Genomic DNA, 16,389 nt, shown 5'->3' with positions numbered 1-16,389 from the left:
GGCCGTCGCGCCGAGTCGAACAGGCGCTTGCCGAGACTGCGCTGAGTGCTTGACCTTTGGGCGATCTAGCGCAGTAGGCGCAGGTTCGGCGCCGTGAGCGCAGACTCGGCAACTGAATTGCGTGGATCCCGGACGCTTCTAAGCAGCGGAAGTCACCCGGTACACGTCGTAGACGCCTTCGACATTGCGGACGACGTTGAGCAGATGGCCGAGATGCTTGGGATCACCCATCTCGAAGGTGAACCGGCTGATCGCCACCCGGTCACCCGAAGTCGTGACCGACGCGGACAGGATATTCACCTTCTCGTCGGCGAGCACCCGGGTGATGTCCGACAGCAGCCGGTGCCGATCGAGCGCCTCGACCTGGATGGCGACCAGGAACACCGACGTCGGTGAGGGCGCCCAGAGCACTTCGATGATGCGCTCGGCCTGCTGCTGCAGCGACGTGGCATTGGTGCAGTCGGTGCGGTGCACGCTGACGCCGCCGCCGCGGGTGACGAACCCCATGATCTGGTCGCCCGGCACCGGGGTGCAGCACTTGGCCAGCTTGGTGAGCACACCCGGGGCACCGGGCACCGACACCCCGACGTCGTCGCTGCTGCGCTGGCGGCGCGGCATCGTGGTGGGCGTGGACCGCTCGGCAAGCTCCTCCTCGGCCTGGTCGATCCCGCCGAGCTCGGCCAGCAGCCGCTGCATGACATGGCGGGCCGACACATGGCCCTCACCGATCGCGGTGTAAAGCGCGGACACGTCGGCGTAGTGCAGTTCGCGTGCCACGGCCGCCATGGATTCGCCATTGACCAAGCGCTGCAACGGAAGTCCGCCGCGACGCACTTCGCGCGCCATCGCCTCTTTGCCGGCCTCCAGCGCCTCCTCACGCCGCTCCTTGGCGAACCATTGGCGGATCTTCGTCTTGGCCCGCGGCGACACCACGAACTGCTGCCAGTCTCGCGACGGCCCGGCATTGGGCGCCTTGGAGGTGAAAACCTCGACCACTTCGCCGTTTTCCAGCTTGCGTTCCAGCGCCACCAGCCGGCCGTTGACCCGGGCGCCGATGCAGCGGTGACCGACCTCGGTGTGAACCGCGTAGGCGAAGTCCACCGGTGTCGATCCGGTGGGCAAGGTGATCACATCGCCCTTCGGAGTGAACACGAAAATCTCTTGTACCGCAAGGTCATAACGCAACGACTCCAAGAACTCGCCGGGGTCGGCGGCCTCGCGTTGCCAATCGAGCAGCTGACGCATCCAGGCCATGTCGTCGATCTCGGCGGCGGCATGCGGATGCGGAACGCCGTTGCGGCCCTTGGCTTCCTTGTAGCGCCAGTGTGCGGCGATGCCGTATTCGGCGGTGCGGTGCATATCGCGGGTGCGGATCTGCACCTCCAGCGGCTTACCCTCGGGCCCGACGACGGTGGTGTGCAGCGACTGGTACACCCCGTATCTGGGCTGGGCAATGTAGTCCTTGAACCGTCCGGCCATCGGCTGCCACAGCGAATGCACCACGCCCACAGCGGCATAACAGTCCCGGATCTCGTCGCAGAGGATGCGGATGCCGACCAGGTCGTGGATGTCGTCGAAGTCGCGGCCCTTGACGATCATCTTCTGGTAAATCGACCAGTAGTGCTTGGGCCTACCTTCAACGGTCGCCTTGATTTTCGAGGCGCCCAGGGTGTTGATGATCTCGGTGCGAACCTTGGCCAGGTAGGTGTCTCGCGACGGCGCGCGGCCGGCGACCAGCCGCACGATCTCCTCGTACTTCTTGGGATGCAGGATCGCGAACGACAGGTCTTCCAGTTCCCATTTGACGCTGGCCATACCCAGCCGATGCGCAAGCGGCGCAATGACTTCCAATGTTTCGCGGGCCTTGCGGGCCTGCTTCTCCGGCGGCAGGAAGCGCATGGTGCGCATGTTGTGCAGCCGGTCGGCCACCTTGATCACCAGCACCCGCGGATCGCGCGCCATCGCGATGATCATCTTGCGGATGGTCTCGCCTTCGGCGGCGCTGCCGAGCACGACGCGGTCCAGTTTGGTCACCCCGTCGACGAGATGGCCCACCTCTTCGCCGAAATCCTCGGACAGCGCTTCGAGGGTGTAACCGGTGTCTTCGACGGTGTCGTGCAGCAGTGCGGCCACCAGGGTGGTGGTGTCCATACCCAGCTCGGCGAGAATGTTGGCGACGGCCAGCGGGTGGGTGATGTAGGGATCTCCGGAGTGTCGAAACTGGCCGGCATGTCGTTGATCTGCGACCTCGTAGGCCCGCTGCAGCATCGACAGGTCGGCCTTGGGGTAGATCTCCCGGTGCACCGCCACCAGCGGCTCGAGCACCGGGTTGATGGCACCGCTGCGAGCGGTCATCCGTCGTGCCAGCCGGGCCCGAACCCGGCGAGAAGCGCTGCTGCTGGTTTTGAGGGTCTCGACCGGCGACGACTCGGGCGCTTCGATGACCGGCGGCGCTTCGACCGGCGACGCCACAGCTTGCGCTGCGTTTTGGTCATCCGCCACAGTCGTCACCTCCGACCTTGAGGATATCTCCTTCAATCGTGGTACAGGGCCTGTCCTCAGGCCGCTGAGCTAGGCCTGGCTCAAGCTGTGCACCGGCAACGGCGCGATCGCCGCACGCCCACCCAGTGCCGTGAGTTCGACGACCACGGCCACCCCGGTCACCATGGCACCGGTGCGCTCGAGCAACCGTGTTGCCGCGCTGAGGGTTCCGCCGGTGGCCAGCACGTCGTCGATGAGCACGACGTTGCGGCCCCGCAACTCCAGGCTGTCGGCGGGAATCTCCATACTGGCCGCGCCGTATTCCCGGTCGTACTCCTCGGTAAGCACCGGCGGCGGCAGCTTGCCGCTCTTGCGGATCGACAGCACGCCGGTGCCCAGCCGCGCGGCGAGGGCCGCCGCGACCACAGAACCACGCGATTCGATGCCGGCGACCAAATCCGCGCCGGAGGCGACATCAGCGAGCGCGTCGATCACCGCACCCATCGCCTCGCGGTCGGCGAACAACGCGGTGAGGTCCTTGAACTGGATTCCGGGCGTCGGAAAATCCGCGACATCACGGGTCAGCGACGCGATCACGTCGGCGACGGGAGCGCTCCCCCTGACAGTCATCACTGCAGCCTCATTGCATTAGCGCCCATCGGTCCATATTCCAGCCCGCACCCCAGCGGGTCGGATTTCTGCTCACGGCATACATCTTTTTCGACATCAACAACGTGCGCTGCTGCCGGCACAACGGCAACGTCGGCATTTCAGCCCACAGTACCGGCGCCGCCTCGGCGAGCAATCTGACACGCTCGGCGGGGTCGGCGGAAACCGCCAACGCCCCGATGATGTTGTCGATCTGCGGATTCGCGTAGCCCGACAGGTTGTTTCCGTTGCCGCTGTGCAGGTCATAGGCGTCCATAGCCGACGATCCGGTGGACCCGCTGCCGGTTGCCCCACCCGTGCTGGCCAACAGCACATCGATCTTCCCGTCCCGCAGGGCCTGTGGACCCGATGTGTCTAACGTCACATCGGCAACGGTGATTCCTGCCGGCGCGCAGGACTTGGCGATCGCCCCGACGATGGCCGCCAGCCGCGCATTGGGCCCGCGGTAGCCGATCCGCACCGATAGTGGCGAGCCCCCCAGCGCATCGCGGGCGGCGGCGGGATCACCCTTGATGAACTGACTGGCCTCGGCCGCGCCGTCGGCCGCGGCGACAGCATCCTCGGTGGCCGGGGACAGACGTGAGTTGGCGACCGCAACCCCGGCATCCCGGGCGATCGCCTCCCGCGGCGTACACAGGGCGACGGCGCGGCGGGCGCGGACGTCGGCCAGCGGCCCGCGCGGCGCGAAGATCAGCTGTTCTATCCCGTCGGACGGCGAGTCGGTGCGCTGATAGTTGTCCGGAGTGGCCAGTGCCCCTGACGATCCGGCCGCCACGTCCACCACGTCGACGTTGCGGTTGTTGACCCGATCCTGAATATCGGCTCCCTGCGGCCAGACGGTGACCCGCTTGGTGATCGCCTTGGCGCCCCACCAACGGTCATTGGTGACAAGCACCACCGCGCCACCATCGAGGACGGATTCGATCTTGTACGGGCCCGATGACGGGAAGTGCTTCGAAATCTCGTCGGGTTTGAGGCCAGGCTTGAGGTCCCACGTGGTATTCCACAGTCGCGCAATCTGTTCCACCACAGGCACCTTGTTGGTGAGCAGCGCCGCGGTGATATCGGTGTTGAGCTGCTCGGCGATCACGTGTGACGGCATCAGCGACGTCGCGCCGAACAGCTGCGTGTAATCGACGACCCCGCGATCCGGGATGAACGACACCCGGGCCTTCTTTTGGCCCGGTGTGCACTCGATATTGGCGATGTCGATATAGCCGGCCTGCGTGGCTGCGTCGAAACCGGGAAACCGCCCGGATTGCGCGGCCCAACTCAATACCAGGTCGTCGCAGGTCACCGGCTTGCCATCGGAATAGACGGCGTTGTCAGCGATCTGATAGTCGAGCACCAGCGGCGAGCCGCCCACCACCGAGATGGTGCCGAAGTCGTGGTCGGCGACCACCTGACCGTCGGGCCCGTGATAGCCGAAGCCGGTGAGCACCCGGGCAAACGCCTGCGCTCCGGCCGAGGCGGCGCCGATGACGGTGTTGGTGTTGTAGGTCGGCAGCGCACCGTCGACGACGTAATCGATCTGACCGGCGGCACTCCCCGAACAGGCGGTCAGCGTGGCGGCCACCGCCACCGTCGCGGCGGTGCCAACGGTCATCCCGACGACATTGCCGCGCAAGGCTTTCCGCAATCCGGACCACTGGCCGAAATTGCCTCCGCCGTGGCGGCGCCAGGTGGCCATGACTCCTACCGCCGACCGGCGTTCCGCTTGCCGGTCGGACGTTGCTTGGTGCCGGAGGGCCGCACCGGCCGGGCACCCGGTGCCGGCTTGGTCGACACCGCCGGTTTGCTGTCCGCCTTCTGTGGATGGTCGGATGCCTGCGGTGAGGCCTCGAGGGCGGCGGATTCAGTCAGTTCTGCGGCGGTGTCCTCGCCTTGCTCGCCAGCCGCCGGCGAGGCGGCAGCGCGGCGTTTGAGCACCCGGCGGGTATGGGTGCGTACCAGGTCAGTGCGTTCCCGCAAGGTGACCAGCAGCGGCGTTGCGAAGAAGATCGACGAATAGGTCCCCACGATGATGCCGATCAGCTGTACCAGTGCCAGGTCCTTGAGCGTGCCCACGCCCAGCAGCCACACCGCCACCACCATCAGCGCCACCACCGGCAGCACCGAGATCAGGCTGGTGTTGATGGAGCGCATGAAGGTCTGGTTGACCGCCAGGTTGGCCTGCTCGGCGAAGGTGCGCCGGGTGGTGTGCTGGAAGCCGTTGGTGTTTTCTTCGACCTTGTCGAACACGATGACGGTGTCATAGATCGAGAACCCGAGAATCGTCAGCAGCCCGATGACGGTCGCCGGGGTGACTTCGAAGCCCACCAGCGCATAGACGCCGGCGGTGACGGTCAGGTCAAAGACCATGGCCGCAATGGCGGAGATGGTCATGTACCGCTCGTAGCGCACGGTGATGTAGATCGCGACCAGAACCAGGAACACCACCAGCGCAATCACCGCCTTCTTGGTGATCTGGTCGCCCCAGGTCTCCGATACCGCCGCATCGCTGATGGCCTTCTTGCTGGGTTTGCCGTCGGCGCCTTGGGGGTGGAACGCGTCGAACAGGGAATCGCGCAGCTTTTCCGTCTGGGCGTTGGACAAGGTCTTCGAGCGGATCTGCACCGTCGCCGAGGCTCCCTTGCCGACCGTCACCACCGATTCGGGATCGCTGCCCAGGGTCTTGTGGAACACCTCTTCGACCTCGGTCACTTTCACGTCGCCGCGGGGAAACGACACCGTCGTGCCGCCCTTGAAATCGATCCCGAAAGTGAACCCGCGCACGATGATGCTCAAGATGGCGATCGCGACGATCGCACCGCTGACGCCGTACCAGAGCTTGCGGCGTCCCACCACCTCGAACGCACCCGTGCCGGTGTAGAGCCGGGACAAAAAGCTGCGCTGCACCCCGCTGGTGGCCCGGTCGGGGTCGGGGCCGCTGAGCTCTACCGCGCCTTGGGCCGCGTTGCCGGTGTCGGTTTCGGTCTTGGTCTTGGTCTTGGACGTCATGGCGTTATCCCCGTCCCGTCTTGGCGGCACCCGCTTGAGCCCGGCGCTCGCGCGCGACCTGCTGCACGGCTCCCAGTCCGTTGTAGGCCGGCTTGGCCAGCGTCGACGACTTGGAGGCCAAGTACACCAGCGGCCAGGTCACCAGGAACACCACCACCAGGTCCAGGATCGTGGTGAGACCCAAGGTGAATGCGAATCCCTTCACCTGTCCGATCGCCAGGAAGTACAGCACAGCAGCGGCCAGGAAGGTGACCGCGTTGCCCGACACGATCGTCTTGCGGGCCCGGGCCCAACCGCGCGGCACCGCCGATCGGAACGAACGGCCTTCGCGGATCTCGTCTTTGATGCGTTCGAAGAACACCACGAACGAGTCGGCGGTGGTACCGATACCGATGATCAGACCCGCGATGCCCGCCAGGTCGAGGGTGTAGTTGATATAGCGGCCGAGCAGCACCAAGATCGCGAAAACCATTGCGCCCGAAGCGACCAGCGACAGCGCCGTCAGCAGGCCCAGCACCCGGTAGTACAGCAGCGAATAGACCAGCACCAGCGCCAGACCGATCCCGCCGGCGATCAGGCCCGCTCGCAGCGACGTCAAACCCAATGTCGCCGAAACCGTTTGGGCCTCCGAGGATTCGAAGGACAGCGGCAGCGACCCGTATTTCAAGACGTTGGCGAGCTGGCGCGCGGCCGCCGCGGTGAACGGCGGGTCTCCCCCGCTGATCTGGGTCCGGCCGCCGGGTATCGGCTCCAGAATCTGCGGCGCGCTGACGACCTGCGAGTCCAGGGTGAAGGCGGTCTGTTTGCCCAGGTGGGCCGCGGTGTAGCGGGCCCACTCGTCGGCGGCCCCGCTCTTGAATTGCAGATCGACGACGTAGCCGACGCCTCGCTGGTCCATCCCGAAGCTGGCGTCTTGAATCTGGTCGCCGCTGATGATCGACGGCTCCAACAGGTAAGCGGTCTTGTGGTCGGTCGAGCAGGTCACCAGCGGCAGCTTGGGGTCGTCGTTGCCGGCCAGGATGTCCTCTTTGTCGCAGCGGGTGGCCTCGAATTGCAGGGCGACCATCTGGATGTAGGGGCTGGTGCTCTGCCGCCACTTCTTCTCCTGCGCGATGCGCTCGGCCAGGTCCTTGCGCGGATCCGGGGGTGCCGGCTGCTCACCGGGCGGCAGGTCGGCTGGCGGCGCCCCGCCGGCGCTCGGCGGAGCGGGGCTGGCACTCGGAGTCGGCGCCGGAGCAGGTGACGGCGGCGGCTCCTGAGGGTAAGGCCGCGGTTGCGCCGGGGCCCCTGACGGTGGTGCGGCCGGGGCCCCCGATGGCGGCGCGGCCGGCGCCCCGGGCTGGCCGGGTGGCGGCGTTCCCGCGGGCGGCTTGGGCTCTTCCTGCGCGGGCTGTGCCGGCATCGAGTTGAGCACCGGACGGATGTAGAGCCGGGCGGTCTGGCCGAGGTTGCGGGCCTCGTTGCCGTCGTTCCCGGGCACCGTGATGACCAGGTTGTCGCCGTCGACGACGACCTCGGAGCCCGACACGCCAAGACCATTGACCCGGGCGCTGATGATCTGCTGAGCCTGGTTCAACGCCTGCCGACTCGGCGCCGTGCCGTCGGGGGTACGCGCGGTCAACGTGACGCGGGTTCCGCCCTGTAGGTCGATACCCAGTTTCGGGGCGGCCTTCTTGTCGCCGGTGAGGAACACCAGCAGGTAAACGCCGATGAGTAGCACCAGGAATACGGACAGGTAGCGGGCAGGATGCACCGGCGCCGAAGACGATGCCACGTTCCGTATGTCTCCTTGAAAGTCGGTTCTTACCCCCAACAGAGCCTACGTGGCGCTCCGGGGCACGTCGCGCAACCGGGCTTGTCGGTCTGGTCAGCAGTCCGGTCGGGAACCCTCAGGACTCCTTGGTCGCTCGGCTCTCGTCGCCGGCTGGTACCTGCTCGTCGTCGTCCGGGTGGGCCGGTTCCTCGTCCAGGTCCTCGTGGGTGTCATCGTCGTGATCCTCATCGGTGTCCGGCAGGATCCGGTCGCGGATCGCCAGCTTCATCCACGTGGTCACCACGCCAGGGGCGATCTCGAGGTCGACGGTGTCGTCGGTGATGCCCACGACGGTGGCTTCCATCCCGGACGTGGTGTGCACCCGGTCCCCCGGCTCCAGCGACTCATGCAGGTCGATGGTGGCCTGCATGGCGCGTCGCTGACGCCGCGACGCGAAATACATGAACCCGCCCATGATGAGCAGGAACGGCAGGAATAAGACCAAACTCTCCATCAACACGCCTGTCTTTCGTATGCGGTATCCCTCGACATTTCGAGGGCGGCGCCGAACTCGACTCGGAAGCTCGCACGCCTCGTAACCGTCCAGTCTGCCATTCCCGCAGGTCGCGAACGGACCGGCCCGGCAGGGCCGTACCGCCGCGGCGAACCGATAGGCTTTACCCGCGAACATGACCGCCGCGCCGCGAGGAGAGGAGGACGCGTGGCCAGCCTCGAGCAGACACGCCACCTGGTCACCGAAATCCCGGGTCCCGCCTCACTGGAACTGAACAAACGGCGGGTCGCGGCGGTGTCCAGTGGCGTAGGGGTCATGCTGCCGGTGTTCGTCGTCCGCGCCGGCGGGGGAATCCTCGAGGACGCCGACGGGAACCGGCTCATCGATCTGGGTTCCGGAATAGCGGTCACCACGATCGGCAACTCTTCTCCCCACGTCGTGGACGCGGTGCGCGCGCAGGTGGCGCAGTTCACCCATACCTGTTTCATGGTGACGCCCTACGAGCAGTACGTAGCGGTCGCCGAACAGCTCAACCGGATCACCCCGGGCGCCGGCGAGAAGCGCTCGGCGTTGTTCAACTCCGGCGCCGAGGCGGTCGAGAACGCCATCAAGATCGCCCGCGCGTACACCCGCAAGCCCGCGGTGGTCGCGTTCGACCACGCGTATCACGGCCGCACCAACATGACGATGGCGCTGACCGCCAAGTCCATGCCCTACAAGAGCGGCTTCGGCCCGTTCGCTCCGGAGATCTACCGGGCACCGCTGTCCTACCCCTACCGCGACGGGCTGCTCGACAAGGAGCTGGCCACCGATGGTGAACTGGCCGCCGCCCGGACCATCAGCGTCATCGACAAGCAGGTGGGCGCGGCCAACCTGGCCGCCGTCATCATCGAGCCCATCCAGGGCGAGGGCGGTTTCATTGTTCCCGCCGACGGGTTCCTGCCCGCGCTGCTGGACTGGTGCCGTGCCAACGACGTGGTCTTCATCGCCGACGAGGTGCAGACCGGCTTTGCCCGCACCGGCGCGATGTTCGCCTGCGAGCACGAGGGCCCCCGCGGCCTGGAGCCGGACCTGATCGTCACCGCCAAGGGCATCGCCGACGGCCTGCCGCTGTCCGCGGTGACCGGTCGGGCCGAGATCATGGATGCACCGCACGCCAGCGGTGTGGGCGGCACCTTCGGCGGCAACCCGGTCGCGTGTGCGGCCGCGCTGGCCACCATCGAAACCATTGAACGCGAGGGCCTGGTGGAACGGGCCCGGCAGATCGAGCAGCAGATCATGGACCGGTTGTTGCGGCTGCAGGCGGCCGACGACCGAGTGGGCGACGTGCGTGGCCGCGGCGCCATGATCGCCGTCGAACTGGTGAAGTCCGGAACCGCAGAACCCGATGCCGTGCTGACCGAGAAACTGGCCGCCGCGGCCCACCGCGCCGGGGTGGTCCTGTTGACCTGCGGCATGTTCGGCAACATCGTTCGGCTACTGCCGCCGCTGACCATTACCGACGAGCTACTGGCCGAAGGCCTCGACATCATGTGCGGGATCCTGGGCGACCTCTGACCAGAAGCCGAGCAGGGTTCGCGCGATCAGCTCGGCGTCCAGCAGCAGTGGCGCCACCCTCGCGCTACCGGACAGCTGGCCGGCGCGGGCGTTGCGCATGGTGGCGCAGGCAGCCTCGGCCTGCTGCAGCGGCCAGCCTTCGTCGTCGTCGCGGGCGGCCAGCATCAGGGTGGGCGCGGCCACCCGCGGCAGATACTCGCTCAGGTCGGGTCGCTTCAGCATCATCGAGCGCATCGCGTGCAACATGCCGGAGCGGTCGGCGCGACGAAATGCGTCGATAACCGCCTGAGCCTGATCCGGTTGCGCGGCAACGGCATCGGACCCCAGCAGAGCATCGGAAAGCGCGCCGCACAGAAACCGCGTCGGTCCCGACCACCGATACAGCGCCACCAACGGCCAGGCCTTGGTCCAGCGGAACCGGGTGCTCAGCGCCGGCACCGGGGTGCCGATGGTGGTCAACGTGCGGATCCGCCGTGGTTGGGTGGCGGCCAACAGGATGCCGACGTGTCCGCCCCAAGCGTTGCCGACCCAGTCGACCGGTTCGGCGATGCCGAGCCCGTCGAGGACCTCAACCGCGGCGCGGGTGCATTCGTCGAACGTGAAGTCGCGGCGCAGCGGTTCGCTGGGTCCGTGCGATGGCCCGTCGACAGTGACCACGGCGCGGTGCGGCGCCAGCGTTTCCAGGGCGTCGGTCAGCGGCGCCCACGATCGGGAATCCAGAAACAAGCTATGCCAGAAGGCGGTGACGGGTCCTGTCCCCCGTCGCATCACGTGCAGCCGGCCCAGGGCGGTCGGGACGAATTCATCGGTGCGGTCTGCCATGAGAGCCTCCAACTAATTCGGAACCCGAAACTTCGGTAACCGTAGTATCCTCCTCGGCTATGGCGGCGTCAATGGAATTGCCGGCGGACCGGCAGGCAGTGGGTCAGTTGTTGGTGCGATTGACCCGGCAATTTCGCCGCGAGCTGGCCGAACCCCGCGCCGCGCGCGGCTACGGCGATGTCCGTGATCCGCACCTGCAGATCTTCGGCAATATCGGCACCGGCGGTGTCCGGCTCACCGAACTGGCGGCCCGCGCACAGCTCAGCCTCGCGGCGACCTCGGAGTTGGTAAACGATCTATGCGCGTTGGGGTACCTGACCAGGCGGGCCGACCCCGACGACGGGCGAGCCAAGCTGATCGAACTCACCGACCGCGGACATCGGTTGCTTGCCGACGCGGGCGAGCGGGTCGCCGACATCGAGGCGCGATGGTCGAAACTGGTCGGCACCGGCGACTTCGGGCATATGTGTGACACCATGCAACGACTGCTCGACAGCCTCGATCCCGACGAAGCGCGCCGGTAACCCCGCCCACCGACGTGCGCCATCTCACAGTGCGGGCGGATGCCGACCGTTGTGGAATACCGTTAGTTTCGCTAACGTTCTAGTTGCTCAGCGCAGCGTGGCGCGAACCATCTTTCGCCTCAGTGACCGCAAGGAACTGTCATGTCGACTACTACTCGTGACAAGCACCTCGAACGCCGCATCGAAACCCTGATCCACGACGACGCACAGTTCGCCGCCGCCAAGCCGGACCCGGCAATCGCCGCCGCCCTGGAAAAACCCGGCCTGAGCCTGCCGGAGATCATCTGGACCGCGCTGCAGGGCTACGCCGACCGGCCCGCGCTCGGGCAGCGCGCTGTCGAGTACCTCACCGACGCCCAGAACGGCCGCACCTCGGTGCGGCCGCTGCCCCACTTCGAGACCATCACCTACCGTCAGCTAGGCGACCGGGTCGGTGCACTGGCGCGCGCCCTCACCCACGACTCGGTGCGCGCCGACGACCGGGTCTGCGTGCTGGGCTTCAACAGCCTCGACTACACCACCATCGACATGGCGCTGGCGATGATCGGGGCGGTGTCGGTGCCGCTGCAGACCAGTGCGGCGGTCACCCAGCTGCAGCCGATCGTGGCCGAGACCGAGCCCACGATGATGGCGGCCAGTGTGAATCAGCTGTCGGATGCCGTGGACGTGCTGTTGAGCGGTCATCTTCCGGCCAAGCTGGTGGTGTTCGACTATCACCCCGAGGTGGACGACCAGCGCGAGGCGCTCGACACGGCGCGGGAGCGGCTGGCGGACACGGCGGTGGTGGTCCAGACCCTAGAGGATGTCCTGGACCGCGGCACAACGCTGCCGGCGGGGCCGGTTGTCGAGCCACCGGCGGTGTCGGGCCACACCGACTCGCTGGCGCTGCTGATCTACACCTCCGGCAGCACCGGCGCGCCCAAGGGTGCGATGTATCGACAGAGCAACGTCGGCAAGATGTGGCGCCGGTCGAGTAAAAACTGGTTCGGGCCCACCGCGGCCTCGATCACCCTCAACTTCATGCCGATGAGCCACATCATGGGACGCGGAATCCTTTACGGCACGCTGGGCAACGGCGGCACCGCGTACTTCGCGGCCAGGAGTGACCTCTCGACGCTGCTGGAGGACCTGCGGCTGGTGCGGCCCACCGAGTTGAACTTCGTGCCGCGGATCTGGGAGACCTTGTACAGCGAATACCGGCGCGCGGTCGACCAGCGCTCGATTGATCCCGGTGACCCCGCCGCCCGCGAGGCCGTCGAAGCCCAGGTCATGGCCGAGCAACGCCAGGACCTGCTGGGTGGGCGCTACATCTTCGCGATGACGGGCTCAGCGCCCATTTCCCCGGAGCTGCGGAACTGGGCGGAAGCGCTGCTGGAGATCCCGCTGCTCGACGGTTACGGCTCCACCGAGGCCGGGATGGTCTTGTTCGACGGTGAAGTTCAGCGTCCTCCGGTGATCGACTACAAGCTGGTCGACGTTCCCGATCTGGGCTATTTCAGCACCGACCAGCCGTATCCGCGGGGCGAGTTGCTGGTCAAGACCGAGAACATGTTCCCGGGCTATTACAAGCGGCCGGAGGTTACGGCCGGCGTGTTCGACGCGGACGGCTACTACCGGACCGGAGACGTCGTGGCGGAGGTCGCTCCGGACCGGCTGGTGTACGTGGACCGCCGCAACAACGTGCTGAAGCTTGCCCAGGGCGAGTTCGTGACCGTCGCCAAGCTGGAGGCGGCGTTCGGCAATAGCCCGCTGGTGCGCCAGATCTACGTCTACGGCAACAGCGCGCATCCCTACCTGTTGGCCGTCGTAGTCCCCACCGAAGAAGCGCTGGCGAGCTCGGCGGGCACTGACATAGCGGCCTTGAAGCCGCTGATCGCCGACTCGCTGCAGACCGTGGCGAAGGAGGCAGGCCTGCAGTCCTACGAGGTGCCGCGCGACTTCATCATCGAGACAACGCCATTCACGCTGGAGAACGGTCTGCTCACCGGTATCCGCAAGCTGGCGTGGCCGAGGCTGAAGCAACACTACGGCGATCGGCTCGAACAGCTGTACAGCGAGCTGGCCGCGAGCCAGGCCAACGAGCTGAGCGAGCTGCGGCGCAGCGGCGCCGATGCGCCGGTGCGCGAAACAGTGAGTCGGGCGGTGGTGGCCCTGCTGGGCGCGGCGAGCACCGACTTGTCACCCGACGCGCACTTCACCGATCTAGGTGGAGACTCGTTGTCCGCGTTGACATTTGGCAACCTGCTGCGGGAGATCTTCGACGTCGACGTGCCAGTGGGTGTGATCGTCAGCCCGGCGAGCGACCTGGCAGCGATCGCCGACTACATCGAGGGCGAGCGGCAGGGCAGCAAGCGGCCCACGTTCGCGGTGATCCACGGCCGGGACGCGCTGGAGGTGCACGCGAGCGACCTCACCCTAGACAGGTTCATCGACGCATCCACCCTGGTGGCCGCGCCCGCGCTGCCGCGCCCAAGCGCCGAGGTGCGCACCGTCCTGTTGACCGGCGCGACCGGCTTTTTGGGCCGCTACCTGGCGCTGGACTGGCTGGACCGCATGGACCTGGTCGACGGCAAGGTGATCGCCCTGGTGCGGGCGAAGTCGGACGACGATGCCCGGGCACGCCTGGACAAGACGTTCGACAGTGGCGACCCCGAGCTGCTGGCGCACTACCGGCGGCTGGCGGCCGACCACCTCGAGGTCCTCGCGGCCGACAAGGGCGAGGCCAACCTCGGTCTGGACCCGGCGGCCTGGCAGCGGCTGGCCGACACCGTTGACCTGATCGTCGACCCGGCCGCTCTGGTCAACCACGTGCTGCCCTACAGCGAGCTGTTCGGGCCCAACGCGCTGGGCACCGCCGAACTGATCCGGTTGGCGCTCACCACGAAGATCAAGCCCTACACCTACGTGTCGACCATCGGGGTGGGGGATCAGATCGAGCCGGGCACGTTCACCGAGGACGCCGACATCCGGCGAATCAGCGCGACCCGGCAGATCAACGACAGTTACGCCAACGGCTACGGCAACAGCAAGTGGGCCGGCGAGGTGCTATTGCGCGAGGCCCATGATCTGTGCGGGCTGCCGGTCGCGGTGTTCCGCTGCGACATGATCCTGGCCGACACCACGTGGGCGGGTCAGCTCAACGTGCCGGACATGTTCACCCGGATGATGCTGAGCCTGGTGGCCACCGGCATCGCACCCGGTTCGTTCTACGAGCTGGATGCCGACGGCAACCGCCAGCGTGCACACTACGACGGCTTGCCGGTGGAGTTCATTGCCGAGGCCATCGCGACGCTGGGCGCCCGCGGCGGGGGCGGCTTCCAGACCTACCACGTGATGAACCCGTACGACGACGGCATCGGGATGGACCAGTTCGTCGACTGGCTCGTCTCCCCGACTAATGGGGCCGGATGTGCCATCCACCGCATCGACGACTACGGCGACTGGCTGCGACGATTCGAGACCGCGCTGCGCGGCCTGCCCGAAAAGCAGCGTCAGGCGTCACTACTGCCGTTGCTGCACAACTACCAGAAACCGGCGCCGCCGCTGCACGGGTCGATGGCTCCGACCGACCGGTTCCGAGCGGCCGTGCAGGACGCGAAAGTAGGCCCGGATAAGGATATTCCGCACATCTCGCCGCAGATCATCGCGAAGTACCTCAGTGACCTGCGTTTGCTCGGACTGCTCTGAATAGCCGGCAGTGACGCGGGCCCTGCCCGCTGGCTTACACGCCGGCACGGTGTCGGCGCAGGAACCGGCTGCGGTGCTCGGTGCTTGCGGCTTCACCGCTCGCCGCCGGCATTTTTTGTTCCCGCGGCATGGTGAGGGCTTCGGAATACTTTGCGTCCGAATACGGTTCTGGCGACGCCCCGGCCGCGGGTTCGTCCGCCGCAGCGACCTGTTCGTCAGCCGGCGGCGCGGCAGGCACCGGCCGGACATCACGGGCCAGCCGCACCGCCAGGCGAGACAGGACCGCGCCGGCCAGGAAGACGATCAGCACCCCCAAGCCGGAGAAGTAGGCGAGCTCCAACGCAGCGCGCTTGCGATCCGTTACGGCGACCGGATCCCCCACCGAGCCGATCCGCAACAGCGGGGCGAACTGGGTGCCGACCACGAACCATGCACCGGCGAGGGCGGCCAGCCAGCCACCGAGCATTGCGATGGCGCGATTGCCGGAAATGATCAGCAGCAGACCCCCGAGCGCCGCGGCGACGCCCGGCAACACCTCGAGCCAGCCCCGCGCGGCGGTCCACACCTGACCCGGGGTGTAGGCGAAATCGAATCGGGGACCGATGAACGGAATCAGCGCACCCCAGGCGCCCAGAATCACTAGGAGCAATCCGGTCACCACTCCGCGGGAGCGCGGCATCCGCAGCGTTGCGGGGCGGTCTTCTGTGTGCTTCATGGCAGCCTCCTCGTTAGGTACCGGCTTGGGTACCCCGACGCTCTGGCGATGTAACGCCCGGGCGCGCGATGACCGCTCGATCTGGCGAAACCGCTGACAACGTTTGCCGAAACGTTGACAATTACCTCCGGCATTGCTTACAGCCGTGGCGTACGTCACGTAACGGGTCTCGGGAGGGTTCGATGTCGTTTGTGTTCGCAGTTCCGGAGTTTCTGACAGCGGCAGCGCAGGATGCGGCCACCATCGGCACGTCGCTGAGTACGGCAAACGCCGCGGCGGCATCGTCCACGACAGGAGTGCTGGCGGCCGGTGCCGACGAGGTGTCGCAGGCCATTACGGCACTGTTCAACGGCTACGCCGCGCAGTATCAGTCGGTGAGCGCCCAGGTCGCGCAGCTTCATCAGAGTTTCGTCCAGACGTTGAACGCGGCCAGTGGGGCGTATGCGGGCGCCGAGGCGGCTAACGTCACGCCGTTGCAGACGTTGGAGCAAAGCTTGTTGGGCGCCATCAACGCGCCCGCCCAGACGTTGTTCGGGCGGCCGTTCATCGGCAATGGCGCGGACGGGACGGCGACAAGTCCTAACGGCGGGGCCGGGGGCATTTTGTACGGCAACGGCGGCAACGGTTTTTCCCAGACGACGGCCGGGCAGCCCGGCGGTGCGGGGGG

General features: G+C 66.9%; 12 protein-coding genes. 4 read left to right on the top strand and 8 right to left on the bottom strand.

The window, feature by feature from the left end; all coding sequences use genetic code 11:
- Positions 1-138: 138 nt before the first annotated feature.
- The 6 genes from B4U45_RS25530 to yajC form a co-directional block, all read right to left on the bottom strand.
- Complete coding sequence (locus tag B4U45_RS25530; RefSeq protein WP_075548233.1) at positions 139-2,502, bottom strand: RelA/SpoT family protein; 2,364 nt, start codon at positions 2,500-2,502, stop codon at positions 139-141.
- Between the two features lie 69 nt (positions 2,503-2,571).
- A complete protein-coding gene (locus B4U45_RS25525; protein WP_075548234.1) occupies positions 2,572-3,111 on the bottom strand; it encodes an adenine phosphoribosyltransferase in 540 nt (179 codons plus the stop codon).
- A 10-nt stretch (positions 3,112-3,121) separates the two neighbouring features.
- Entirely contained in the window at positions 3,122-4,756 is a 1,635-nt protein-coding gene (locus B4U45_RS25520; RefSeq protein ID WP_176358320.1) for an ABC transporter substrate-binding protein, read from the bottom strand.
- Positions 4,757-4,845: 89 nt separating this feature from the next.
- On the bottom strand, positions 4,846-6,150 hold the full coding sequence (secF, locus tag B4U45_RS25515; RefSeq protein ID WP_075548236.1) for a protein translocase subunit SecF: 1,305 nt from the start codon (positions 6,148-6,150) through the stop codon (positions 4,846-4,848).
- A gap of 4 nt (positions 6,151-6,154) precedes the next feature.
- Entirely contained in the window at positions 6,155-7,924 is a 1,770-nt protein-coding gene (gene secD / locus B4U45_RS25510; RefSeq protein WP_075548237.1) for a protein translocase subunit SecD, read from the bottom strand.
- 115 nt (positions 7,925-8,039) lie between these two features.
- Positions 8,040-8,417 carry a preprotein translocase subunit YajC gene (gene yajC, locus B4U45_RS25505; RefSeq protein ID WP_075548238.1) on the bottom strand — a complete coding sequence of 126 codons (378 nt, stop codon included), beginning with the start codon at positions 8,415-8,417 and terminating at the stop codon, positions 8,040-8,042.
- Positions 8,418-8,624: 207 nt separating this feature from the next.
- Between yajC and gabT the strand changes: the two genes are divergently transcribed.
- On the top strand, positions 8,625-9,974 hold the full coding sequence (gabT, locus tag B4U45_RS25500) for a 4-aminobutyrate--2-oxoglutarate transaminase (protein WP_075548239.1): 1,350 nt from the start codon (positions 8,625-8,627) through the stop codon (positions 9,972-9,974).
- Here the strand turns inward: gabT and B4U45_RS25495 are convergent.
- Positions 9,924-10,796, bottom strand: coding sequence for an alpha/beta fold hydrolase (locus B4U45_RS25495; RefSeq protein ID WP_075548240.1), 873 nt, complete (start codon positions 10,794-10,796; stop codon positions 9,924-9,926). The two genes, gabT and B4U45_RS25495, sit on opposite strands and share 51 nt — an antisense overlap.
- Before the next feature lie 59 nt (positions 10,797-10,855).
- Here B4U45_RS25495 and B4U45_RS25490 point away from each other — a divergent pair, with 59 nt between their 5' ends.
- Together B4U45_RS25490 and car are read left to right on the top strand one after the other, a co-directional pair.
- The gene (locus B4U45_RS25490) at positions 10,856-11,320 is read left to right on the top strand and encodes a MarR family winged helix-turn-helix transcriptional regulator (protein ID WP_176358317.1); all 465 of its coding nucleotides are present in this window, start codon (positions 10,856-10,858) and stop codon (positions 11,318-11,320) included.
- 141 nt (positions 11,321-11,461) lie between these two features.
- Entirely contained in the window at positions 11,462-15,007 is a 3,546-nt protein-coding gene (car, locus tag B4U45_RS25485; RefSeq protein ID WP_219859541.1) for a carboxylic acid reductase, read from the top strand.
- A 34-nt stretch (positions 15,008-15,041) separates the two neighbouring features.
- On the opposite strand, the gene B4U45_RS25480 is transcribed toward car, so the two are convergent.
- A complete protein-coding gene (locus B4U45_RS25480) occupies positions 15,042-15,722 on the bottom strand; it encodes a hypothetical protein (protein WP_075548242.1) in 681 nt (226 codons plus the stop codon).
- A gap of 182 nt (positions 15,723-15,904) precedes the next feature.
- Between B4U45_RS25480 and B4U45_RS25475 the strand changes: the two genes are divergently transcribed.
- Positions 15,905-16,389: PE family protein (locus tag B4U45_RS25475; RefSeq protein WP_219859540.1), on the top strand; the 485-nt coding region annotated here is incomplete at its 3' end.

This window comes from Mycobacterium persicum, from assembly GCF_002086915.1.
GTDB classification, from domain to species: Bacteria; Actinomycetota; Actinomycetes; order Mycobacteriales; family Mycobacteriaceae; genus Mycobacterium; species Mycobacterium persicum.
The sequence above is the reverse complement of the archived record's forward strand: the minus strand, read 5'-3'. Positions and strand labels throughout refer to the sequence as shown.

Bases quoted from the DNA above. Each gene is read 5' to 3' on its own strand.
- B4U45_RS25525 (WP_075548234.1), bottom strand. From the start codon at position 3,111: ATGACTGTCAGGGGGAGCGCTCCCGTCGCCGACGTGATCGCGTCGCTG.
- B4U45_RS25520 (WP_176358320.1), bottom strand. From the start codon at position 4,756: ATGACCGTTGGCACCGCCGCGACGGTGGCGGTGGCCGCCACGCTGACC.
- secF (WP_075548236.1), bottom strand. From the start codon at position 6,150: ATGACGTCCAAGACCAAGACCAAGACCGAAACCGACACCGGCAACGCG.
- yajC (WP_075548238.1), bottom strand. From the start codon at position 8,417: ATGGAGAGTTTGGTCTTATTCCTGCCGTTCCTGCTCATCATGGGCGGG.
- B4U45_RS25495 (WP_075548240.1), bottom strand. From the start codon at position 10,796: ATGGCAGACCGCACCGATGAATTCGTCCCGACCGCCCTGGGCCGGCTG.
- B4U45_RS25490 (WP_176358317.1), top strand. From the start codon at position 10,856: ATGGCGGCGTCAATGGAATTGCCGGCGGACCGGCAGGCAGTGGGTCAG.
- car (WP_219859541.1), top strand. From the start codon at position 11,462: ATGTCGACTACTACTCGTGACAAGCACCTCGAACGCCGCATCGAAACC.
- B4U45_RS25480 (WP_075548242.1), bottom strand. From the start codon at position 15,722: ATGAAGCACACAGAAGACCGCCCCGCAACGCTGCGGATGCCGCGCTCC.